Annotated in this window: 23 protein-coding genes and 1 pseudogene; 21 read left to right on the forward strand and 3 right to left on the reverse strand. The window is 39.2% G+C overall.

Going from position 1 to position 22,560, the window contains the following annotated elements; all coding sequences use genetic code 11:
* Positions 1–270 precede the first annotated feature (270 nt).
* From PZE06_RS08715 to PZE06_RS08745, 7 genes and pseudogenes are all read left to right on the forward strand, one after another.
* Positions 271–909 (forward strand): class I SAM-dependent methyltransferase, encoded by a 639-nt coding sequence (locus PZE06_RS08715; protein ID WP_150915313.1) that lies wholly within the window; start codon positions 271–273, stop codon positions 907–909.
* Between the two features lie 15 nt (positions 910–924).
* Positions 925–1,626, forward strand: coding sequence for a 5'-methylthioadenosine/S-adenosylhomocysteine nucleosidase (mtnN, locus tag PZE06_RS08720; protein ID WP_150915314.1), 702 nt, complete (start codon positions 925–927; stop codon positions 1,624–1,626).
* 130 nt (positions 1,627–1,756) lie between these two features.
* Positions 1,757–2,680, forward strand: a complete 924-nt coding sequence (locus PZE06_RS08725) for a PLP-dependent cysteine synthase family protein (RefSeq protein WP_150915315.1) — start codon at positions 1,757–1,759, stop codon at positions 2,678–2,680.
* 1 nt (position 2,681) lies between these two features.
* Entirely contained in the window at positions 2,682–3,821 is a 1,140-nt protein-coding gene (locus tag PZE06_RS08730; RefSeq protein WP_150915316.1) for a bifunctional cystathionine gamma-lyase/homocysteine desulfhydrase, read from the forward strand.
* Positions 3,822–4,260: 439 nt separating this feature from the next.
* Positions 4,261–4,401, forward strand: coding sequence for a YrzI family small protein (locus tag PZE06_RS08735; RefSeq protein WP_150915317.1), 141 nt, complete (start codon positions 4,261–4,263; stop codon positions 4,399–4,401).
* Positions 4,402–5,177: 776 nt separating this feature from the next.
* Positions 5,178–5,886: pseudogene (locus tag PZE06_RS08740) on the forward strand (FadR/GntR family transcriptional regulator).
* Complete coding sequence (locus PZE06_RS08745) at positions 5,870–7,078, forward strand: CynX/NimT family MFS transporter (RefSeq protein WP_150915318.1); 1,209 nt, start codon at positions 5,870–5,872, stop codon at positions 7,076–7,078. The pseudogene PZE06_RS08740 and the gene PZE06_RS08745 overlap by 17 nt, the downstream one beginning before the upstream one ends.
* Positions 7,079–7,223: 145 nt before the next feature.
* On the opposite strand, the gene sigK is transcribed toward PZE06_RS08745, so the two are convergent.
* A complete protein-coding gene (sigK, locus tag PZE06_RS08750; RefSeq protein ID WP_150915319.1) occupies positions 7,224–7,943 on the reverse strand; it encodes an RNA polymerase sporulation sigma factor SigK in 720 nt (239 codons plus the stop codon).
* A 216-nt stretch (positions 7,944–8,159) separates the two neighbouring features.
* Here sigK and PZE06_RS08755 point away from each other — a divergent pair, with 216 nt between their 5' ends.
* The 3 genes from PZE06_RS08755 (at position 8,160) to PZE06_RS08765 (ending at position 11,589) form a co-directional block, all read left to right on the forward strand.
* Complete coding sequence (locus PZE06_RS08755) at positions 8,160–8,315, forward strand: hypothetical protein (protein WP_191963198.1); 156 nt, start codon at positions 8,160–8,162, stop codon at positions 8,313–8,315.
* Positions 8,316–8,483: 168 nt separating this feature from the next.
* Entirely contained in the window at positions 8,484–10,286 is a 1,803-nt protein-coding gene (locus tag PZE06_RS08760; RefSeq protein WP_150915320.1) for a M3 family oligoendopeptidase, read from the forward strand.
* A 511-nt stretch (positions 10,287–10,797) separates the two neighbouring features.
* Complete coding sequence (locus tag PZE06_RS08765) at positions 10,798–11,589, forward strand: phosphatidylserine decarboxylase (protein ID WP_150915321.1); 792 nt, start codon at positions 10,798–10,800, stop codon at positions 11,587–11,589.
* 32 nt (positions 11,590–11,621) lie between these two features.
* Here PZE06_RS08765 and sda read toward each other — a convergent pair whose 3' ends face one another.
* Entirely contained in the window at positions 11,622–11,762 is a 141-nt protein-coding gene (gene sda / locus PZE06_RS08770; RefSeq protein WP_095306896.1) for a sporulation histidine kinase inhibitor Sda, read from the reverse strand.
* Positions 11,763–12,175: 413 nt separating this feature from the next.
* On the opposite strand from sda, the gene PZE06_RS08775 reads away from it, so the two are divergent.
* From PZE06_RS08775 to PZE06_RS08810, 8 genes are all read left to right on the forward strand, one after another.
* On the forward strand, positions 12,176–12,697 hold the full coding sequence (locus PZE06_RS08775) for a YqeG family HAD IIIA-type phosphatase (protein ID WP_150915322.1): 522 nt from the start codon (positions 12,176–12,178) through the stop codon (positions 12,695–12,697).
* A complete protein-coding gene (yqeH, locus tag PZE06_RS08780) occupies positions 12,679–13,797 on the forward strand; it encodes a ribosome biogenesis GTPase YqeH (protein ID WP_191963197.1) in 1,119 nt (372 codons plus the stop codon). The genes PZE06_RS08775 and yqeH overlap by 19 nt, the downstream gene beginning before the upstream one ends.
* Positions 13,798–13,821: 24 nt before the next feature.
* On the forward strand, positions 13,822–14,661 hold the full coding sequence (gene aroE, locus PZE06_RS08785) for a shikimate dehydrogenase (protein WP_150915323.1): 840 nt from the start codon (positions 13,822–13,824) through the stop codon (positions 14,659–14,661).
* A complete protein-coding gene (gene yhbY, locus PZE06_RS08790; protein WP_150915324.1) occupies positions 14,655–14,945 on the forward strand; it encodes a ribosome assembly RNA-binding protein YhbY in 291 nt (96 codons plus the stop codon). Before aroE ends, yhbY begins: the two co-directional genes overlap by 7 nt.
* A 142-nt stretch (positions 14,946–15,087) precedes the next feature.
* On the forward strand, positions 15,088–15,660 hold the full coding sequence (locus tag PZE06_RS08795) for a nicotinate-nucleotide adenylyltransferase (protein WP_150915325.1): 573 nt from the start codon (positions 15,088–15,090) through the stop codon (positions 15,658–15,660).
* On the forward strand, positions 15,647–16,225 hold the full coding sequence (gene yqeK, locus PZE06_RS08800; protein ID WP_150915326.1) for a bis(5'-nucleosyl)-tetraphosphatase (symmetrical) YqeK: 579 nt from the start codon (positions 15,647–15,649) through the stop codon (positions 16,223–16,225). Before PZE06_RS08795 ends, yqeK begins: the two co-directional genes overlap by 14 nt.
* Complete coding sequence (gene rsfS / locus PZE06_RS08805; RefSeq protein WP_150915327.1) at positions 16,218–16,571, forward strand: ribosome silencing factor; 354 nt, start codon at positions 16,218–16,220, stop codon at positions 16,569–16,571. Before yqeK ends, rsfS begins: the two co-directional genes overlap by 8 nt.
* The gene (locus tag PZE06_RS08810; protein ID WP_150915328.1) at positions 16,568–17,308 is read left to right on the forward strand and encodes a class I SAM-dependent DNA methyltransferase; all 741 of its coding nucleotides are present in this window, start codon (positions 16,568–16,570) and stop codon (positions 17,306–17,308) included. The genes rsfS and PZE06_RS08810 overlap by 4 nt, the downstream gene beginning before the upstream one ends.
* Positions 17,309–17,921: 613 nt before the next feature.
* Here the strand turns inward: PZE06_RS08810 and comER are convergent.
* Positions 17,922–18,770 carry a late competence protein ComER gene (gene comER / locus PZE06_RS08815; RefSeq protein WP_150915329.1) on the reverse strand — a complete coding sequence of 283 codons (849 nt, stop codon included), beginning with the start codon at positions 18,768–18,770 and terminating at the stop codon, positions 17,922–17,924.
* A 102-nt stretch (positions 18,771–18,872) separates the two neighbouring features.
* Between comER and PZE06_RS08820 the strand changes: the two genes are divergently transcribed.
* The 3 genes from PZE06_RS08820 (at position 18,873) to PZE06_RS08830 (ending at position 22,543) form a co-directional block, all read left to right on the forward strand.
* Complete coding sequence (locus PZE06_RS08820; RefSeq protein WP_150915330.1) at positions 18,873–19,493, forward strand: helix-hairpin-helix domain-containing protein; 621 nt, start codon at positions 18,873–18,875, stop codon at positions 19,491–19,493.
* Positions 19,494–19,586: 93 nt separating this feature from the next.
* The gene (locus PZE06_RS08825) at positions 19,587–20,087 is read left to right on the forward strand and encodes a deaminase (protein ID WP_225310655.1); all 501 of its coding nucleotides are present in this window, start codon (positions 19,587–19,589) and stop codon (positions 20,085–20,087) included.
* Between the two features lie 101 nt (positions 20,088–20,188).
* On the forward strand, positions 20,189–22,543 hold the full coding sequence (locus PZE06_RS08830) for a DNA internalization-related competence protein ComEC/Rec2 (RefSeq protein ID WP_150915331.1): 2,355 nt from the start codon (positions 20,189–20,191) through the stop codon (positions 22,541–22,543).
* Positions 22,544–22,560 lie beyond the last annotated feature (17 nt).

The raw sequence follows: 22,560 nt of genomic DNA on the forward strand, positions 1-22,560 counted from the left end.
CGATCAAAAAATCCTTTTTTACTGAAAGAACTGCTTCTTTTCTAGTTGTACCGAGAACTAAAAAAAGTCAAATATTTCTAACATCCAGCGTTCCAAGGATTTTCGTTCGTGAAAATGCTATCAAGAAGCAACAAATTTTTTTGTGAAAACGAATCAATTTATTGCCTAGGGGTGTTTCATGTGGTACATTAAGAACGGATTTTCCATAAAAACATAGTATACTCATAGGAATTGTTATAATTTAAAATGTCAAATTTGGAGAGTGTAGATATGGGAAAAGAATTTATTGAGCTATTTGAAGAATGGGCTGACCACTATGATGAAACAGTAACCGGCCATGATCTGGAATATAAAGAAGTTTTTCGACATTATGAAGCAATTTTAGCTGAGGTAGCCAAACGCACTTTCGGGCATGTTATTGAATTTGGTCCTGGTACAGGAAATTTGACAGAAGAATTGCTTAAAAGAGGGAGAACGGTTACAGCTTTCGAACCTTCTCCAGCCATGAGGAAGCTTGCACAAGAAAAGATCGGAAATCGGGCAGAAATTAAAGAAGGCGATTTTCTAAGCTTTGAATTTAAAAAGAGTGTGCAATCCATTGTCAGTTCATATGCATTTCACCATTTAACAGACAAAGAAAAAGCGGAAGCTATCGCTGCTTATGGAAACATCCTCGAATTAGGTGGTAAAATAGTGTTTGCGGATACGATGTATCAATCAGTTGAAGCATATAAGCAGGCAATTAAAGACGCTAGCGAAAAAGGCTTTCACAATTTAGCAGAGGATCTGGAACGGGAATATTATACAACCATTCCCATTTTAAAGGAGATGCTAGAGGAGAATCATTTTACAGTATCCTTTGAAAAAATGAATGATTTTGTCTGGATTATGGAAGCATTAAAAAAATAAGAAAGAGGTATGAACATGACAATTGCCATAATTGGAGCCATGGAGGAAGAGGTTACACTATTAAGAGAGAAAATGGAGAATAGGACCGTAGAAACAATTGCCGGATGTGAATTTACTCTAGGTAAAATAGCTGGTGAAAAGGTTATTTTGCTTCGTTCAGGGATTGGCAAAGTAAATGCGGCAATGTCGACATCGATTTTATTAGTAAAATATAAGCCTGATTACGTTATCAATACAGGATCTGCTGGAGGTTTTCATCCTCAACTAAATGTTGGTGATATTGTCATTTCTGATGAGGTTCGTCATCATGATGTCGACGTGACTGCCTTTGGGTACGAATACGGGCAAGTTCCCCAGCTTCCGCCTGCTTTTGAAGCCAATGGTGAATTAGTTCAAATCGCGCAAAAGGCAGCGGCTGAAATCGATGAAGTTCAAGTTGTAACAGGTTTGATTGCAACAGGGGATTCTTTTATGAGTGATCCGAAACGCGTTGAGGCAATTAAAGATAAATTTGTTCATCTTCAAGCTGTTGAGATGGAAGCAGCTGCGATTGCTCAAGTGGCCTATCAGTTTGGAACACCATTTGTTATTATTCGGGCGCTTTCCGATATTGCAGGGAAGGAATCTGATCTGTCATTTGAACAATTTTTAGAAAAAGCTGCTGTTAATTCTGCCACACTAGTGCTTAAAATCGTGGCGGCGATTGCGAAAAACTAAAAAGAAATTTATACATTTGCGAAAACCGGAAGGATTAATATTTTAACGCGGCACTTTTGGCTATCCTAATATTGGTGGATTTAAGGAGAGTTATGCTCGCGAAAAAAGCCTTTCATAAAGGGTGAGAAGGTTGAACGTATATAAAAATATTCATGAGCTCATCGGTCGTACTCCAATGTTGGAGATTAGCCAATTTCCTCTTCCAGAAGGGGTTCGAATCTTCGCTAAGCTTGAGTTTTTTAATCCTGGAGGAAGCGTAAAGGATCGTTTAGGAGTGGAACTTCTTCATGAAGCGTTAGCGGCAGGAAAAATAAAGGAAGGCAGTACAATTATTGAGCCCACTGCTGGAAATACGGGAATTGGACTAGCGCTAGCTGCGATTCATTCTGGAATTCGAGTGATGGTTTGTGTTCCTGAAAAATTTAGTTTGGAAAAGCAAGAGTTAATGAAGGCTTTAGGAGCAGAAATCGTTCATACTCCGACAGAAGAGGGGATGCGAGGGGCGATTAAGAAGGCAGATGAATTGCTGCAACAAATTCCTAATTCATTTTCACCACAGCAATTTGCCAACCCAGCAAACCCTAGTACGTATTATAAAACGTTAGGGCCGGAAATTTGGGAGCAATTAGATGGACAGATTGATATATTTATTGCTGGAGCAGGTACGGGTGGTACCTTTATGGGAACTGCTCGGTATTTAAAGGAGCAGAATGAAGATATTAAAACAGTGATTGTAGAACCTGAAGGATCGATTTTAAACGGAGGCGAACCTGGGCCACATAAAACGGAAGGGATCGGTATGGAATTTCTCCCAGATTATATGGAGACAAGTTATTTTAACGCTATTCATACAGTCTTTGATAAAGATGCCTTTACGCTAGTCACAGAGCTTGCCAGGAGAGAAGGTTTACTAGTGGGGAGTTCTTCTGGAGCGGCCTTCTATGCTGCCTTAGAAGAAGCAAAAAAAGCTCCAAAAGGGACTAATATTGTCGTGATATTTCCAGATGGTAGTGAAAGATATTTAAGTAAGAAGATTTATGAAGGAGGGATTTAGGATGAAACGCAAAACAATGTTAATTCATGGTGGAATCTCAGGAGATCCTGCGACTGGTGCTGTTTCAGTACCGATTTATCAGGTAAGCACATATAAGCAGGATGGTGTTGGTGGTCATAAAGGCTTCGAATATTCTCGTACAGGAAACCCGACCCGTCATGCCCTAGAGGAGCTTATAAAAGAGGTGGAAGGGGGCCATGCTGGCTTTGCATTCGGTTCAGGAATGGCAGCGATTACTGCGGTTGTCATGTTATTTAATAGCGGCGACCACATTGTTTTGACCGATGATGTATATGGTGGTACCTATCGAGTCATCGCTAAAGTTTTGAACCGCTTTGGCATTGAAGCTACTTTTGTCGATACAAGTAATTTAGAGGAGATCGAAAAAGCAATCAAAGAAAATACAAAGGCCGTTTATATCGAGACACCGACGAATCCATTGCTGAAAATTACGGACATTCGCGAAGCCGCAAAGATAGCAAAAAGGCATCAGTTATTAACGATTGTGGATAATACATTTTCAACTCCATATTGGCAAAATCCAATTGAACTTGGAGCGGACATCGTTCTCCATAGTGCTACGAAATACATTGGCGGTCATTCTGATGTCGTTGCTGGATTGGTGGTTGTTAACAGCGAGAAGCTTGCTGAGGAGTTGCATTTCGTACAAAATTCTACAGGTGGAGTGTTAGGACCGCAAGATTCTTGGTTATTGATGAGAGGAATGAAAACGCTAGGCATTAGAATGGAAGAGACAGAGGTCAACACGAAAGAAATTGTTGCATTTCTTGAGCAGCATCCGCGTGTTCATAAAGTATACTATCCTGGTTTATCAACACATCCAAATCATGAAATTGCCAAAAACCAAGCAAGAGGATTCGGAGGAATGGTTTCCTTTGATGTCGGAAGTGAAGACAATGCAGATAAGCTCTTGCAAAGGGTTAAATATTTCACACTTGCAGAAAGTTTAGGAGCTGTGGAAAGTCTTATATCCGTGCCTGCTCGAATGACCCATGCCTCTATTCCAAAAGAGCGTCGTACTGCGTTAGGGATTACAGATGGATTAGTGCGAATCTCAGTAGGGTTAGAAGATGTGGAGGATTTGATTGACGATTTAAAACAAGGATTAGAAGAGGAATAAAAGCCTGTTTCATAAAATAGGCAAAAAAAAGGTTTACAATTATTAAAATTGTGGATATAATTACCACTAGAAGCGAAATATTCTAAAAGGAGGTCGAAGAAAATGATGAAGTCTAAAGGAATTTTATTAATTGAATCTGCAATTTCATATGCATTATTTTCACATTCGACCGATAAGGAATGGATCGCTTAAATTATGACCTTTTATAAATAAGCATTCATGCCGCAGGGAGAATTGTGTCCTGCGGCTTTTTATGCACTTTTTTAGCCGCAGCTCGAAAGCTCTGCGGCATTTTTGTGTCCAAAAAAGGTTATGTAAAGTGGAAGGAGGGTATTGATAATGATGAAGAATCAAAATAACAGGAAGCTTTCATCGTATCAATGCATGCTCGATGGTTTCAGTCCATCGCTAATGAATGGATTTAAAGGGGGTGATAGGTATGACGCTTAATATTTTATTCTTTACTGTGACAATCAAAAAACGAAACATGACGCTTGAAGAAGCAATTCGTGACCAGCAGGCAATGGATGCATATGAACAGGCAAAAACACGGGCATTGAACGCTCAACGCTTATTTTAAAACTTATCCTAAAAAAATGATAGAAAGGTGGGCATAATGATGATGTTTTTAATGCAAAGGAGAAATGGAGTATTTTGGGTGGAGAAGGATACTACCTAACGAAACGGCTAAAATGTTAGGAGTGAGCTTATGTATTTAAAGGTGTTGTTGTTGACCCTTGAATTTAGGCGGATAAAAAGAAAAATAAATAGTTTGCCTTAACAGAATGTTCACATTCCCCCAACGTTATTACGTTATAAATATGGTAAATTCAAATTAACAACATATTTGAATCATATGGGGTGTGGCAAATGTTTTCAATTGTGATGGGTTTTGTCGTCTGTGGAACAATCGGTTTTATTATTATATCGGAAGTGACAACTGCAGAGGAATAAAAAAGAAGAAACTTCTGAAAAGACAAAAAAAGTAGTGGTGAAGACGAATAGTTTTCACCACTACTTTTTTGAGGTTTGATTTTTCTCTAAAAGAAGCTGAAAAACCTCATTAATTGAAGTTTTCCTTCTTTGATGGCTTAGCAGGCCACTATCCAACTTACTAGAGGTGATTTCAATTCTTCCAAAAATAACATTCACTTTCTATCCCATTAACACGTTCTCCTTATTGGAGCATACAGAATTGCTTAATTTTGTTCAGGCGTATGGAGAAATCACAAATTAATTCTCCTCGCTTCTTAGCTGCGTTTATTTCCTTTTGTTGTTTTAATGTAACAGGAATGATAGTATACCTATTAACCAAACATCCTATGTTTTATAATGCTAATATCGGAGGAAAGATTCATGCTTCAGAAACCAAATCGGCAAACGCTTGTTGAGCAAGTTGCATCACAAATGGAAAGTTTAATCGAATCTGGTAAATGGGAAGTAGGGATGCGCATTCCAGCAGAGCCAGAGTTAATGAAAGAGTTGAATATTAGCCGAAATACGTTAAGGGAAGCCATTCGGGCATTAATACATTCGGGACTTTTGAAGACGAAACAAGGTGACGGAACCTATGTCTGCTCTTCAAGTGCTTTAGGTGTCGTGATGAAAAAACGCATTATGCGTTCGGATACGTTGCAAACGTTAGAAGTGAGACATGCTCTCGAACGTGAGGGAGCTCATCTAGCTGCACAGCGCAGAACAAACGGCGAGGCGCGTGAACTTCTTGTTCAGTTGGAACGGTGTGAGGAAGCGGCAAAGTCAGATGATATTGACCGTTTTGTAACGGCTGATATACATTTACATCAATTAATCGTCAAGGCGTCTCATAATGAAATATTGATTGAAATATACAGCCACATTGCTGAAGCATTGCAAGATTCAATTACAAGCTTGACTCGTTATGAAGCAGGAGCGGATTTCTTGGAAATACATCGTCAATTGGTCGAAGCGATTGTCGACCCAGGACGCTGATCGTGCTGTAGAAGCTGTTCATTGCTATATCCAGGAATCAAAAGATGTTATCACAGAAGAACAGGAGAGGAGCAACCATGACTGTACACAGTGATGCAAAGTTAACTGCTTCAAAGCAGTCGTTCTCATTGGGATGGCCGATTATCATAGGTGTCGTCCTTATTTCATTGACGATGAGGTCACCGTTAACGTCGGTAGGCCCATTGAGCGGATCCATTCGTGAATCGCTTGAGTTGTCAAATACTGCGACCGGCCTGCTTACAACATTGCCGTTGCTTGCTTTCGCGTTTCTTTCACCGTTCGCGCCTATTTTAGCGCGTCGTTTCGGGATGGAGCGAATCATGCTATATGCATTGATATTGTTAATGTTTGGTATCGCAATCCGTACGTTGCCAGCAATCATTCCTATGTTTGCTGGCATCATTTTGCTTGGACTCGCGATTGCTGTATGCAACGTGCTAATTCCAAGTTTGATTAAACGGGATTTTCCTCGTAAAGTCGGTTTAATGACAGGGATGTATTCAGTGTCCATGGATTTATGCGGTGCGATTGCATCGGGTGTGAGTATCCCGCTTGCCCACAATCTCGGTTTAGGTTGGAATGGCGCGCTTGGAATTTGGGGATTGCCCGTTCTGATCGCCACGCTATTTTGGCTACCTCAAGTTCGAGTGAGTCAAGCCTCAGTGGGGCTGGCAAGTAGCAGTGTGTCGGTTCGGCGAAGTCTGTGGCGTTCACCGCTGGCTTGGACGATTACACTTTTTATGGGATTACAGTCACTGCTTTTTTATGTATTGATTGCTTGGTTACCTGAAATCATGACAAGTCGAGGCTTAAGTGAGGACAGCGCTGGTTGGATGCTCTTTTTATTTCAAATGGCATCGCTCCCCGTATCATTCTTTGTGCCGATCGTTGCAGGACGCATGAAGAACCAACGTGTGCTCGTTTTAATCATGGCTTTCCTGTTTTTGGTTTCATTAGGTGGTTTTTATTTCGGCGATAATAGACTTATTTCGTTATGGACAATTTTATTAGGAATTGCTGGGGGATGTGCGTTCAGTTTAGCTATGATCTTTTTGAGTTTACGGACGAAAAATGCCTCCGATGCCGCTTCTTTATCCGGTATGTCTCAATCGGTTGGGTATTTGCTGGCAGCGACAGGACCGACCTTGTTTGGTTTGTTCCATGACATTACGGCTAGCTGGAACCTTCCACTCTTATTGTTGCTAATGGTCAGTGTTCTCCTGTTTATATTTGGTCTAGGTGCCTCAAATGATCGTATAGTTTAAGAGGTTTTTCCAGAAAAGCTCATAATAAGAAAACTTACAAACTGTAGAAACTAAATAAAAGAGAAAAATCTCTAAAAATTTATCCTAATGAATCGGTTGGAAAAATGAAATAGAAGCCGGATTTATAGACCGGCTTCTACATGTTTTATTTTCCTTCTTTCCGTTTTTCTTTCTCCGCTCGATAAAATTCATGAAACATCTTCATCAGTGCACGCTTTTCAATCCGGGACACATAACTCCGGGAAATTCCAAGCTCTTTCGCGATTTCTCTCTGTGTTTTTTCCTTTTTTAAATCTAAACCGAATCGGCCGACAATCACTTCCCGTTCACGACCATCCAATACATCAATATATTCCTTGACCTTTTCCAATTCCATATTCAATTGAATGGTGTCGATGACATCTTCTGAATCAGATTTTAATACATCAATGAGAGAAATTTCATTCCCTTCTTTGTCCTGTCCAATCGGATCATGAAGGGAAACATCCTTTTTTGTCTTTTTCAAAGCCCGCAAGTGCATTAAAATCTCATTCTCAATACAACGAGCAGCATAGGTGGCAAGCTTTGTTCCTTTTCCCTCAGAATAACTCTCAATCGCTTTTATTAATCCGATCGTACCGATGGAAATCAAATCCTCTGAGTCCTCACCTGTATTTTCAAATTTTTTAACAATATGGGCTACAAGTCGTAAGTTATGCTCGATTAGCATATTACGAGCATGACTATCTCCTTCAGCCATTAAACGCAAAAACTTTTTTTCATCTTCAGGTGATAATGGTTGAGGAAAGGCGTTGTTCTTTACATAAGAGACAAGAAAAAAAATCTCTTTAATTAAGACTCCAAGTGCAGTCAAAATTCCAGACATATTGGCACCTCCGCTAATGTAACATTCGCCTATAACTAATACCTATGTAAAAGCGTGTTTGTTTTTGTCTGTCCCATAAAGATATTTTTTATGATTTCAAAGTCTTTCTATTTTCTCATTTGAACAGAAATCGACAGTTGCCTATACAGATGGCAGGCTGTTGAATAGATTATGAAGAGAGGATTTAGTGGAGTCTTGATTAAAGGAGGTTGTGAGATGGCTTACGGATATCCTGGTCCTTATGCATATCCATCCCCTTATCCACCTCCATACTATCCTGGAAGTGGTGCTTGGGCGGCGTTATGGATTGTTTTGTTCGTCCTTTTATTAATTTTCTTTGGATGGTGGTACTTCGGGGGGTCCTATCGTTAAGGCGGAAAGTTAATACTATCTATCTTTTAGCAGTAGGCAAAATGCTTGCTGCTTCCATTTTGGCACTAGTAATCTTTAGACTAACGAAATATATTGTGATATACTAAAAAGAAATTTCTGAAAAAAATAAATTTTTTAATTTAGTGTTTATAAATGGGAGGAAATTACATGGGGACGAATACATATTCAGAAGTATGGGATTTAGATGTTTTTTTTGAAGGAGGAAGTGGCTCCCCCCAATTTGCGCAGCATTTGCAGGAAACGAAGCAGCTCGTTGCAGAATTTAAAGCGCTCGTTTCGAACTGGGAACCGAAAAATGAGGTGCGAGAAGATGCAATGGATTTAAAGGCAATCGTTGATAGATTTGAAGTCGTCACAAAAAAAGTTCGTCAAGCGGGTGCATTTGTAAGTTGTTTACAAGCTCAAAATACAGAGGACTCAAAGGCTGCTCTTTTAAGAGGAAATGTCACGGGTCTAAATGCTGAATTCCAAATTGTTTTGACAGAGTTAAACCAAAAGTTAACGACGATTCATGATGATGTCTGGACTGGCATTGTGGCCCAAGATCGTTTAAAGGAGCTTTCTTTCGTCTTATCTGAAGGAAGACGTTCAGCGAGTGAAAGGCTTTCAAAGGGCGAGGAAACACTTATTAATGCTTTAAGTGTTGATGGATATCATGGCTGGGGTCAAATGTATGATGTCATTGTCGGTACAATGAAAGTAAATGTGAATGAGGATGGAACAAACAAGGCGTTGTCAGTAGGGCAAGCTGCAAACAAATTTTCTAACCCAGACAGAAGTGTGCGTAAGAATGTCTTTGCAGCTTGGGAAACCGCTTGGGCTGATAAATCCACTTATCTGGCAAAAACATTAAATCATTTAGCTGGTTTTCGTTTAAATGTGTATAAGCAACGAGATTGGGAAGAGGTACTGAAAGAACCGCTTGATATTAATCGAATGAAAAAAGAAACATTGGATGCGATGTGGCAAGTAATCGCAGATAATAAAATGCCTCTTGTGAAATTCTTGGAGAGAAAAGCAAAGCTGCTTGGTCTTGGTAAATTAAGTTGGTATGACTTGGATGCACCACTTGGCCAAGCTGAAAGCAAAATTTCATATCAAGAAGGGGCAAAGTTCATCCTCGAGCATTTCTCTAAATTTGGGGATGAAATGACAACATTTGCGAAAAAAGCATTTGAAGAGAGATGGATTGAGGCGGAGGATCGAGATGGAAAAAGTCCTGGTGGTTTCCATACATATTTCCCTGAAGACAGCCAGTCAAGAATCTTTATGACGTATTCAGGCACTCCCTCCAATGTTTCCACATTGGCTCATGAGTTAGGACACGGCTTCCATACATATGCAATGAGAGATTTACATACATTAAATCGTCATTATGCGATGAATGTTGCGGAGACAGCGTCCACATTTGCAGAGATGATTGTTGCAGACGCTTCCGTGAAAAATGCAAGCTCTGAAGAGGAGAAGCTTGCACTTCTTGAAGATAAGATTCAACGTTCGGTAGCTCTTTTGATGAATATCCATTCCCGTTTTCTTTTTGAAACAAGATTCTATGAAGAAAGAAAAGGGGGTACTGTTAGTGTGGAGCGCTTAAATGAATTAATGACAGAGGCGCAAAAAGAAGCTTACGGTGGAGCGCTTGAAGAATACCATCCTTTATTCTGGGCTTCAAAGCTACACTTTTACATTACAGGTGTACCTTTTTACAATTTCCCGTACACTTTCGGTTATCTCTTCTCATTAGGCATTTATGCGAAAGCTTTAGAAGAAGGGAGAGGGTACGAAGAAAGATATATTGCTTTATTAAAAGATACAGCCTCAATGACTGTGGAAGATTTGGCTCTTAAACATCTAAATGTCGATTTAACAAAACCTGATTTTTGGCAGAGAGCTGTTCAACTTTGCATCGATGATGTTGAAGAATTTTTACGATTGACAGAAGGAAAATAACGAAGTAAAGATAGCACTCAGAGATGGGTGCTGTTTTTTGTTATAGGGTTTGAATTTGTGGTTGCGGTTTCCATGATACCTTCCCTCGAGCTCAAGCTGTGAAAGCATAACAAGGTGACACTTTGGAATTAACCTCTGATATATGGACATTGTTTCTAACAAGTTCTGCCCCTGTTATATGTCAGTGATGATTTTGTTTATTTTCTCCCTGAACCGATGAAACGAGAGGAGATAACGTGTTTTCTGCCATCGTTTCATCGGTTCAGGAGACCTTTCAGTATGACGATAAGTCGTGTGAAATCAAAGCTTTACACGCATTCAGTTTATTAACAATTCGGTTTAAGAAAGCTAATGTTTTAATAATGGTCATGGTTACCTGAGTCTCATCAAGGTAATAAATATGGTATGATAAAGCGGGTAAGGTAGTATAGCTGAAATTAAAATAGTATGGTACAATACAGTTTTGTCTAAACGTCGTTATATAATGGGTTAATTAATGGAGGAATGCGATTTGATTCAATGGTTTTACCGAAATTTAATTGAATTAACGAATGGAAGGTGGACATCATTTTTGTTGAAAAAATTGGCTCAATCGAGAGCAAGTCGATTGTTCATTCCTTCTTTTGCAAAAATATACAAGGTCAATGTACATGAAATGGCAACCCCGATAGAAGAGTTCGCGACTCTACATGATTTTTTCATTCGAAAATTGAAAATCGGAGCTCGGACGATTGATGCTCGTGTAAACTCGATTGTAAGTCCGGTAGACGCCGTATTAGAAGATATCGGCTCGATTTCAACTGAACTAACCTTGACCGTTAAAGGGAAGCAATACTCCGTCCTGGAAATGCTTGGTAGCGATGATAAAGCACGAAAATATATGAACGGTACTTACTTCCTGCTCTATTTAAGTCCTAGTCACTATCATCGCATCCATAGCCCACTCTCAGGAAAAGTGGTGGGTGAATGGACTTTAGGTAAGAAGTCGTACCCTGTAAACCGCCATGGACTTAAGTATGGCAGAGACACGCTAGCAAAAAATTATCGTAAAATTACAGAAGTTGAACATGATTCCGGTGTAGCAGCGATTGTGAAAGTGGGCGCGATGTTTGTTAATTCGATTGAATCGATTCATATGGGTGAGCAATTGGAAAAAGGCGAGGAAATTGCCTATTTCACTTTTGGCTCGACCGTGATCCTCTTATTTAACCCTGATTCAATTGAACCGGTGCAAAATCATGTAACACCAAGGGAAGTAAGAGTTGGTGATGTGCTTGGCTATATGCGATCCAAGCAAAATTAACAAAAAGAAAAGCCCTTTTGGGCAATGGTAAATTATGAAGAGGCTTTTATTTTATGAGTTAAAGAACGACGGTGAATTTCTGTTTCAATTAGAAGGATGAAGTCTTTTGATAAATTTAATTCTTTCGCTTTGAAATAGGATTCAACTAGTAGTTCATCTGACAGCTTTCTCATGTCAGAATTCACCTCCTCGATTACTCGTTCTAATAAAGGGTGAATATACATATTATGTAAGTTCCCTTAGCTGTATTCTTACTCTAACAAAAATATGAAGGTAGAACAACCGTTCCGTTTATCCACAACGTATGGTGGATAAGTTGTGATTAATTTGTTTATAAGTTATAGAAAACTATATAAATCAATGTGGGATATGTGAATAAAGTTATCCACAACTGTTGAAAAGAGGCTTTTTGTGTCGAAAAGTTTTTCCGCTTTCGTGATTTTGTACTTCATTTCGACGTATTCTGACGCGACCTCCTTCATTTCTGCAGGGAGCGGTTCGTCTAATAGAATTGCTTGCACTCCTTCTTACACAAAAGTTAAAATTGGGAATAAAAACTGAGATAAAGAAATTGAGGTGTCTATCATTGTTGAAGATATTTTTACCGGATCAGCATGTAAAAAGTATATTCCAAATCACTCCTGAAAGTTTAAAGGAGCAAGGGATAAAGGGAATTATAACGGATCTGGATAATACTCTAGTGGAATGGGATCGTCCTAATGCAACGCCAAAATTAACGGAATGGTTTGAAATGATGCGAAAGGAAAATATTCGCATCACCATCGTTTCGAATAATAATCGAGAAAGGGTCCAAGCTTTTTCCGATCCTCTTAATATTCCGTTTATTTTTCAAGCCCGTAAACCACTTGTAAGAGCTTTTCATAGGGCTGTTCAAAACATGGGGTTGAGGAAGGAAGAGACCGTTGTGATTGGTGATCAATTACTGACGGACGTACTAGGCGGTAATCGCGGTGGATTTCATACAATATTAGTCGTACCAGTTGCATCAACCGATGGCTTTTGGACAAAATTTAATCGCATGATCGAAAGAAGAATATTAAATTGGTTTCGTAAAAAAGGCATGATTGTATGGGAGGAAAAATCTTGAGTGAGCAATACATTTGTATAGGTTGTGGAGTTAAAATTCAAACGGAGGATAAGGAGCAAATTGGCTATGCGCCAAAATCGTCTCTTGATAAAGAGGAAGTTGTTTGTCAAAGATGTTTTCGTTTGAAGCATTATAACGAAGTGCAGGATGTAAATTTAACGGATGACGATTTTTTAAAAATACTCAATGAACTTGGAAAAAGAGACGCGCTCATTGTAAAAATTGTTGATATATTTGATTTTAACGGTAGTTGGCTTCCTGGTTTGCATCGTTTTGTCGGAGATAACCCAATTGTTCTAATCGGCAATAAGGTTGATCTTTTGCCTCACTCTGTTAAACCGAATAAATTGATAAACTGGATGAAGCAAGAAGCCAAGGAATTAGGGCTGAAGCCAAAGGATGTTTTTCTCGTTAGTGCGGAGAAGGGGCATTTTATTAAAGAAGTAACGGAAGCGATCGACAGGTATCGTGAAGGGAAGGATGTCTATGTCGTTGGCTGTACGAATGTTGGGAAATCAACCTTTATAAATCGCATTTTAAAAGAAGTAACGGGAGAGGGCGATGTTATTACAACCTCCCACTTCCCAGGAACAACGCTTGATATGATTGAAATCCCTTTAGCGGACGGGAAATTTTTGGTAGATACGCCGGGAATTATCAACCATCATCAGATGGCCCATTATATTGATAAAAGAGATTTAAAAGTAATCACTCCGAAAAAGGAAATTAAACCGAAAATTTATCAATTAAATGAAGGGCAGACACTCTTTTTTGGGGGCTTAGCCCGCTTTGACTATATTAGTGGCGGCCGAAGTTCGTTTGTTTGTCATGTTTCGAATCATATCCAAATTCATCGTACAAAGCTTGAGAAGGCTTCGGATCTTTATGAAAGGCATAAAGGAGAAATGCTGACTCCACCGCGTAAGGAGCAGCTTGATTCATTCCCACCGCTCATTAAGCATGAATTCACGATTAAAGAAGGGAAAACGGATATTGTTTTTTCAGGACTTGGCTGGATTACTGTCAATGATCCTGGGGCCAAAGTAGCGGTCTACGTGCCAAAAGGTGTCCACGCACTGCTTCGCAAGTCACTTATATAAGAATAGAAAGGATTGGGGAGGGGAATGAAAAAATTATACGCTGTAATTGGAAATCCAATTGCCCATTCGATGTCACCTCTCATGCATAATGATTTATTTCAGCACCATGGAATCGATGCCCATTATCACGCATTTGCGATTAAAGAAGAGGATTTGGCTGATGCGGTTAAAGGATTTCGCGCAATGAACATAAGTGGATTTAATGTAACTGTACCCCATAAAGTTGCCATTATTTCACTGCTCGACGGTGTTGACCCACTGGCGCGTTCGATTGGAGCTGTTAATACGGTAGTGAATGAAAATGGACGACTAATTGGGTACAATACCGATGGAAGTGGTTATGTTAAAGCTCTCAAATCAGAGTTGCAAGGCCTTAACGAGAAGAAGGTGTTAATGATTGGTGCTGGAGGGGCAGCGCGGGCGATATATTTTACCCTTGCATTTGAAGGTGTCGCCCATATTGATCTGACAAATAGAACTCCGATAAAAGCGGAGCGTCTTGTTGAAGAATGTCCGTATCATGCTAAATCGAATATTATTAGTCTGAATGAGGCGGAAGAGCAATTGGCAGCATATGATATTATTATTCAAACAACATCTCTTGGTATGTCTCCGAATTCTGAATGCAAAGTATTATCTTTACATAATTTAAAGGAAAGTGCTTTTGTGAGTGATATTATTTACAACCCGTTAGAAACAGAGCTTTTACGTCAGGCTAAAAACAAAGGTGCAAAAACGCAAAATGGGATTCAAATGTTTGTTCAGCAGGGGGCGCTTGCTTTTGAAAAATGGACAAATGTAATGCCGGATATTAAACGGATGACGAATAGAGTGTTACAACAACTAGGAGGAACTATATGTTAACTGGAAAACAAAAAAGATTTCTTCGCTCGAAGGCACATCATCTTAACCCGATATTTCAAGTGGGTAAAGGCGGAGTGAATGAAAATATGATGAAGCAAATTAGTGAAGCGCTTGAAGCAAGGGAACTTTTGAAAGTAAGCGTGCTTCAAAATTGTGACGAAGAGCGCGGCACGGTCGCAGAAAAGCTCGCAGAAGGCTGCGGAGCAGAACTTGTTCAAGTAATTGGTAACACAATTGTTCTTTACAAAGAATCGAAAGATAATAAAGAGATAGTGCTGCCTTAATGGTTCTTAAAAACAGGCGATTAGATCCACGGAGGATAGCTAATATAGCCTGTATTTTCTTCGGAAATGATCACAAAGATTATGAGTTCGTATTTTTTAGGTAGGGTGCTAGAGCCTATCTGAGTGGTTTGGAGGTGTGTGAATGAGGAAGATTGGATTATTAGGAGGAACATTTGACCCTCCACACCATGGTCATCTTCTCATTGCAAACGAGGTTTTTCATGAACTGGAGCTTGATGAGATATGGTTTCTTCCTAATCAGGAGCCTCCTCACAAGAAAAAATCCGCTCTGATTTCAACTGAGGATCGATTGAATATGCTAAAATTAGCGCTTGAAGATGTCGCCTATTTTAAAATTGAAACGATTGAACTGGAGCGTCCTGGCCCGTCATATACGTACGACACCATTCAGCAATTAAAAAAACTGCATCCTGATAAGAGCTTTTATTTTATTATTGGAGCGGATATGGTTGAGTATTTGCCTAAATGGTATAAAATAGATGAATTGGTGCATATGGTTTCTTTTGTCGGGGTAAATAGACCAACTTATCAAGACAAAACTTCGTATCCGATTATTCATATTGATATTCCGGAATTTCAAGTTTCATCTAGTTTAATTAGGGAGAGAATTCAAGAAGGGAAATCGATCCGCTATTTGCTTCCAGACTCCCTGATTGAATATTTGAAGGAGAATCATTTATATGAATCAAAGTGAAGCGTTGGCAATCGTTAAAGAGCATTTAACAGAGCATAGATATCAACATACGATCGGTGTTATGGAAACAGCAATACTTTTAGCCCGTCAATATGATGTAGATGAGAAAAAAGCGGAAATCGCCGCCATTTTTCATGATTATGCGAAGTTTCGGCCAAAAGAAGAAATGAAACAAATCATTGTGGCAGAAAAAATGGCGCCTGAGCTGCTCCAATATAACAGTGAATTATGGCATGCTCCAGTCGGTGCTTTCTTGGTTGAAAAGGAAGTTGGTATTGTGGATATGGAGATCTTAAATGCGATAAAATATCATACCTCTGGTCGAGTAGGAATGTCTATGCTGGAAAAAATTATTTATTTAGCCGACTATATTGAGCCAGGGCGGCAGTTTCCAGGAGTTGAAGAAGTTAGGGAGCTTGCCAAAAAGGATTTGCAGCTTGCATTAATAAGAGCAGTGCAAAACACGATTTCATTTCTAATGAAAAAAAATCAGCCTGTATTCCCAGATACATTTCACACTTACAATGATCTAATTGCAAATAGGAGGACTATAGTAGATGAATGATAACCAATTATTAACGATAGCGGTAAAAGCTGCTGATGATAAGCGTGCAGAGGATATTGTTGCACTTAATATGAAAGGGATTTCTTTAATTGCCGATTATTTTATAATTTGCCACGGGAACTCTGACAAACAAGTGCAAGCAATCGCGCGGGAAATAAAAGAAAAAGCTGTAGAAAATCATTATGACGTGAAGCGAATGGAAGGCTATGATGAAGCAAAATGGATTTTAATTGACCTTGGTGATGTTGTTGCACATGTCTTTCATCGCGATGAAAGAAGCTATTATAATTTGGAACGTCTTTGGGGGGATGCCCCTACCCTTAATATTCAGAGTGAACTCTCATGACTTATGAGCGATTTGCCTATTTATACGATGAGTTAATGAAAGATGTTCCGTATGAACAATGGGTTCGCATCGTTAATGATAGTTGCCAAAAATACAATGTTTCTGGGAAAAAGCTGTTAGACCTAGCATGTGGCACAGGAGAATTATCACTTCGTTTGCAAAAGAACGGTTATACAGTGTCGGGTGTCGATCTATCTGCTGACATGCTCACTGTTGCACAGGCAAAGGCCGTTGATGAAGGACTAGCGATTGATTTTTTTCAGCAAAATATGGTTGAGCTTGATTTGCTGACAAAATACGATGTAATAGGCATATTTTGCGATTCTTTAAACTATTTGCAGACAGAGGAAGAAGTGAAGCAAACCTTCCATCAAATTAAGCAGTTTCTCAAAAAAGATGGTTTATTAATTTTTGATGTTCACTCCCTTTATAAAATAAATGAAATCTTCCTAAATGAAACATTTACGTATGATGATGGTCGTATTTGTTACATTTGGAACTGCTTTGCAGGAGAATATCCCCATAGTGTGGAGCATGAATTGACCTTTTTTGTTGAGGATTCTTCAGGAAAGTATGAGCGGATTGACGAGAATCATACTCAACGCTCATTTGCACTTGAAACATATGAGCAATGGTTAACTGAAGCTGGTTTCACTGTGCTCGAAACAATTGGGGATTTTGCAGGGGAACCACAAGCCAATTCTGAACGTGTTTTTTTTGTTGTAGCTCATAAATGATAATTTTGGGCCGTATTTGTTTTTACATAGAAGCGCTGGGATTTTGAACTGTACTTAATGCAGTTCAGAGTCTCGGCGTTTTTTGGTTCTTCTGAAAATCTACACAAAACTCGCAATCTGTTCAAACCGATGCAATTTCACACGATCGAACCAACCCGGTTCCATTCAGGCTCTCCTGTGGAAATTCCCTACATTTGCGCTTTATTACGAATTTCTAGGAAGGACATTCGAAAAGAGCAAGGATGGATTTATGCCTCTTGCTTTATTTTTTGAACCTGAAGTTCTCTCCAGTTTGTACGGTGATGAGCACGAAGGATAAGGACTTTGAATTGATCATCATAAGAACAATCTGCCTTCCGATTGTTCCGAAGGTGCCCCACGCTGTTATTCTAACCACCTGCTTTTTACAAGTGGTTAGTTTCAGTTTTATCTATCTTATTCATGCTGTTTTTCTCAATGTCACTTAGCACATGGTTGCGTGGTAAATGACAATGCTCTCTTAAAAACCAAAAACAACATACCAACTTGGACAGGTATGTTGCTTTTGACACAAAATCGTTACAATTCTTTTCGTTTGTGAAAGGATTTCATCGTAATAAATCGAATTATTAAGTTAATATCTTGGACTCTTTTGTCCTTCTGCTGTGGCGAATGCTGCATTGACCTCTTGTAAATCTTCAGCAAACTTTACATGTGTTGCCTGAAACAGATGCTCAAATACTGCTCCAAGCTCATCTTCTAATACTTTAATCCCTTCTCCTGTTACTCCACCTTTTACACTAACCTTTTCTTGTAAAGATTCAAAAGTATAGAACTGTTTGCTGAGGAGAGCACCTAGCCCTATCAGCATTTCACCTGCCATTTTTGTTGCTGTCTCCCGGTCTATATTGGTCTCAGATACGGCAGCATCAATGAATCTTCTTGTTAAATAAGTAAAGAATGCCGGTCCGCAGCTTACGATGTCAGATGAAACCCGCGTTATATCTTCATCAATGATGATCGGGGTGGAAATTTTCTCGAATAATTGTATTAAGTACTGTTGCCACTGAGGTTCGCATTGTTCGCTAAAGGTAAGAAGTGAGACTCCGGCTAACGCTCGGTTGGTAATGCTTGGGATTGCCCGAGCTGTTGAACAAGGAAGAAGCGATGCTAGTAATGAAGTGTTGAGTGGACTCGTAATAGAAGTTACACATTGTGCCTTGTTTAAAAAGGGAAGTATTTCTTGGATTACATCATGCATATTTCCCGGCTTCACACAAAGGAAAAGAAGGTCTGCTTCCTTTGCGACATCTGTAACATCATGGACTATGTTAATCTCTGGATAAAGCTTCTGGATCGCAACAGCCTTCGAAATCGTACGATTGGTCATAATGATCGAAGAAGGGGATAAGGCTTTTCCGTCGATAAAGGCTTCGATCATAATTCTCCCCATGTTGCCTGTACCAATGATCCCAATTTTCATGATTACAGCCCTCCTTCTTTATTTACACACCTCAAAATTAACCCATTAGTATAACAATATGAATTTTGCAATTGAAATATGTCAAGGAAAGGAAGATGGTAAATGGTAGAGTGGATAAAAGAGCGAAAAAAACCCCTTGCTATTGTGGCTGTTTTAGCAGGGCTTTTAAGCTATTATCTGTTTTTTTCCGGAGCTGCTAACGATAATGAGAGAGTTGATGAAAGCTGGGATTCCTCGGCTGAGCCATTGCAAGAAGAGTTAAACGAGATAGAAGAACATGAAGATCAGGATATATTGGTTGATGTGAAAGGGGCGGTGCAGCGACCAGGAGTATATAGAGCTACTGCTGGTGATCGGATCAAAGATGTGATTGAAAGTGCAGGAGGGATAACAAAAGATGCCAATCCTGATGCGACTAATTTCGCTATGAGAGTAACGGATGAGATGGTTGTATATGTTCCGACGATTGGAGAAGAGGATGCTCTAGGAGAGGGGGGCATGATGGATGGAGGGATTGATTCTGCTAATCAAAAAATCAATATTAACAAGGCGACTGCTGATGAATTAGAAACATTACCAGGGATAGGACCAGCGAAAGCACAGGCGATTATTGAGTATCGTGAAAGTAACGGGGCATTTAAAGCGATAGAGGATATTATGTCCATTAGTGGATTTGGTGAGAAGACGTTTGAAAAATTAAAGGAAAGCATTGTCGTAAAGTAGGAAGAATTTTTACGATACTGCCATAATTTCAAATTGACGAGTCTTCTTCTTTCCCATTAAACTGAAGGTAAGTCAGAAAAAAGGGTGAGACATTTGAGTGATAACAGGTTAACTTGGGATCAGTATTTTATGCTGAATGCCCATCTCATAAGTATGAGAAGCACATGCAATCGATTAAATGTTGGTTCAGTGCTCGTAAAAAATAATCGTATTATTAGTACAGGCTATAATGGGGGGATTAGTGGAGAAGACCACTGTTTAGATGCAGGTTGCTTCGTTGAAAATAATCATTGCTTAAGATGCCTTCATGCAGAAGAGAATGCTATTTTGCAATGTGCTTTACAAGGGGTTTCGACAAAGGGGAGTCAGATTTATGTGACCCATTTTCCTTGTGTCCATTGCATGAAGAAAATTCTCCAAGCTGGCATTACAAAAATTTATTACAATTATGATTATAAAAATCATGACTATTGCTATCATCTCCTAGAAATTAGCAACGTTGAGGCCATCAAAATGGAAGTGCAAATTGAAAATTACAGTGATGATATACGAAATTCCGCTGGCGGATTAAAGTGGGATTTTCAACCTTTATAAGGGGGTAGACGTAATTTTTACTTTTTTTGGAAGTGCAGTTCTCACAGGGGATTATCCTTTATAAGTGGGACTGCCTCTCTCCTTTCGAAAGGAGGATGTAGTTGAAAGGGAAGTATATTTTTGTTGCGTTGGCTGCGCTTTTTGGAATATTATTCGCTTTAGAAGGATTCGTTTTTTTAGGTGCATTTTTCCTCTTTGGCCTCTCTTTGTTTATCCTCAAAAGAAGTTCTTTACCACAATTACTCCTCTTGCTAAGCGTATTTTCCCTCTTTTTTTTACAAGCGAAAATATATGATGACAGCAATCAATCTCGGATAAACGGTGAGGAGAAGCAATTTCTAATTTCCCTCCAAACGCCAATCAAAATAGACGGAGATTTTTTTACCGCTTATGGAAAAGATAAAGCTTCGGAGGAAAAGCTTGTCTTGCAATATCGGCTTTCTAGCATAGCTGAAAAAGCTAATTTTTCGAAACTGACGGTTGGCTCAGTTTGTCAGGTAGAGGGGCAATTGAAAGAACCGGAGCCACCAGGAAACCCACAAATGTTTAATTATCAGGAGCATTTGCGCCACCGGCAAATATTTTGGATTTTAGAGGTAGAAAAGTTAACCCCAGCAAGCTGTCAGGAGCAAAACAATCCTTTGCTTTTACTTCAAAAAGTAAGACAAACGGGCATTCAATTTATCGCTGAACAATTACCTGAAAATTCAGCTCCTTTAGTGATGGCGCTCGTATTCGGAGAACGGAATTTCATCCATGACGAATTAATCGAAGCGTACCAACGGTTAGGAATTATTCATTTATTGGCGATTTCTGGTCTACATGTTGGGATGCTTATGGGTTTTTTATTTTATTGCGGGTTGAGATGCAATATTTCTAGGGAGAAAATGGCGCTCGTTTTAATGTTGGTTTTACCCGTTTATATTGTTTTGACGGGAGGGGCACCATCGGTCATTCGTGCCTGTTTTATGATGTTGCTTGCCCTACTTCTCTTGAAGTTAACAAGAAAAAAACTCATTCCTGCCGATGTAATAAGCATTGTCTTTCTTGTTTATTGTTTTATCACGCCGTTTGCCATTTATAATGTGGGCTTTCAACTATCCTTTGCTGTAAGTGCAACTTTAGTTTTCTCTCGTCTTATTTTGCTTCGTTATATAAATAGGCCTTTCATATTATTATTTGTCACTTCCTTCATTGCTCAGGTCGCTTCCATTCCGATTATGCTTTATCATTTTTATGAATTTTCCCTCATTTCCTTTATCGCAAATATTATTTACGTCCCTCTTTATTCAGTTGTGATTCTTCCCTTGGCTCTTGTTTGGTATATGTTAGCGCTTCTGTTTGGAGATATTCTTTCTCCACTTGCTGATTTTTTAGATTTCCAGTTACAATTGCTCCATGAATTTACGTTGTTTCTTGCCAAGTTTCCTTATAATACATTCGTGCTTGGGAGACCAAGTGGGATTGCCCTCGTTATACTTTGCTTAGCCACAGTCTATGGCTATTATTTATGGGAAAATTTTAAACTAAATAAGCAGCTGTACATGAGACTGTTTTTTTTATTTTTGCTTCTATGCTCTCCTTTTTTTATGGAAAAGCATTTTTCATCTGGTGAAATCACACTCATTGATGTGGGGCAAGGCGATAGTATTTTAATTCAACTACCTCAAAATAAAGGAAATTACTTAATTGATACGGGTGGGACGATGCCATTTCCAATTGAGGATTGGAAGAAACGAAGAAATCCTTTTGAAGTGGGGAAGGATGTTCTAGTTCCATTTTTGAAAAGTAAGGGTATTACCGTCCTTGATAAGCTTATCCTTACACATGGAGATATGGACCATATCGGTGGAGCGACGGCTGTTTTAAATAGTGTAAAGGTTAAGGAACTAGTAATACCAATGGTAGCAAACCGATCCGAGCTTGAAGAAAAATTGATTACCCTTGCAAGGAAGAAAGAAATACCTATTTATTTTGCGCAAAAGGGAGATCGCTGGAAGGGAGGTGATTATATTTTTCATGTTTTGTCACCTGCTTCGAACACAGGCTTAGAACGCAATGATCAATCTATCGTGGTCTACACAAAATTAGGCGGCCTGCATTGGATGTTTACAGGGGATTTAGAGGAAGAAGGAGAGCGACAGTTGCTTTTGGCATATCCGAATTTACAAATTGATGTCTTAAAAGTAGGTCATCATGGTAGTAAAACATCTACATCGGAATCTTGGTTAGAGCAGTTAAAACCAAGAATAGCTCTTATTTCTGCAGGAAAGAGCAATCGATTTGGACATCCTCATCACGAAGTTCTTGAACGACTTGAAGAGCGGAACATCGCAATTTTTCGAACCGATAGAGACGGTGCGATTCGTTTTTATTTTACAGAAGATGATGGAACCTTTTTAACTGGAAAGCCATATGCTAAAACAAAAGCAACATTGAATGGGACATATAAGTAAAAAGACTGCACAACATG

The organism is Robertmurraya sp. DFI.2.37 (assembly GCF_029211245.1).
GTDB classification, from domain to species: domain Bacteria; phylum Bacillota; class Bacilli; order Bacillales; family Cytobacillaceae; genus Robertmurraya; species Robertmurraya methanolica_A.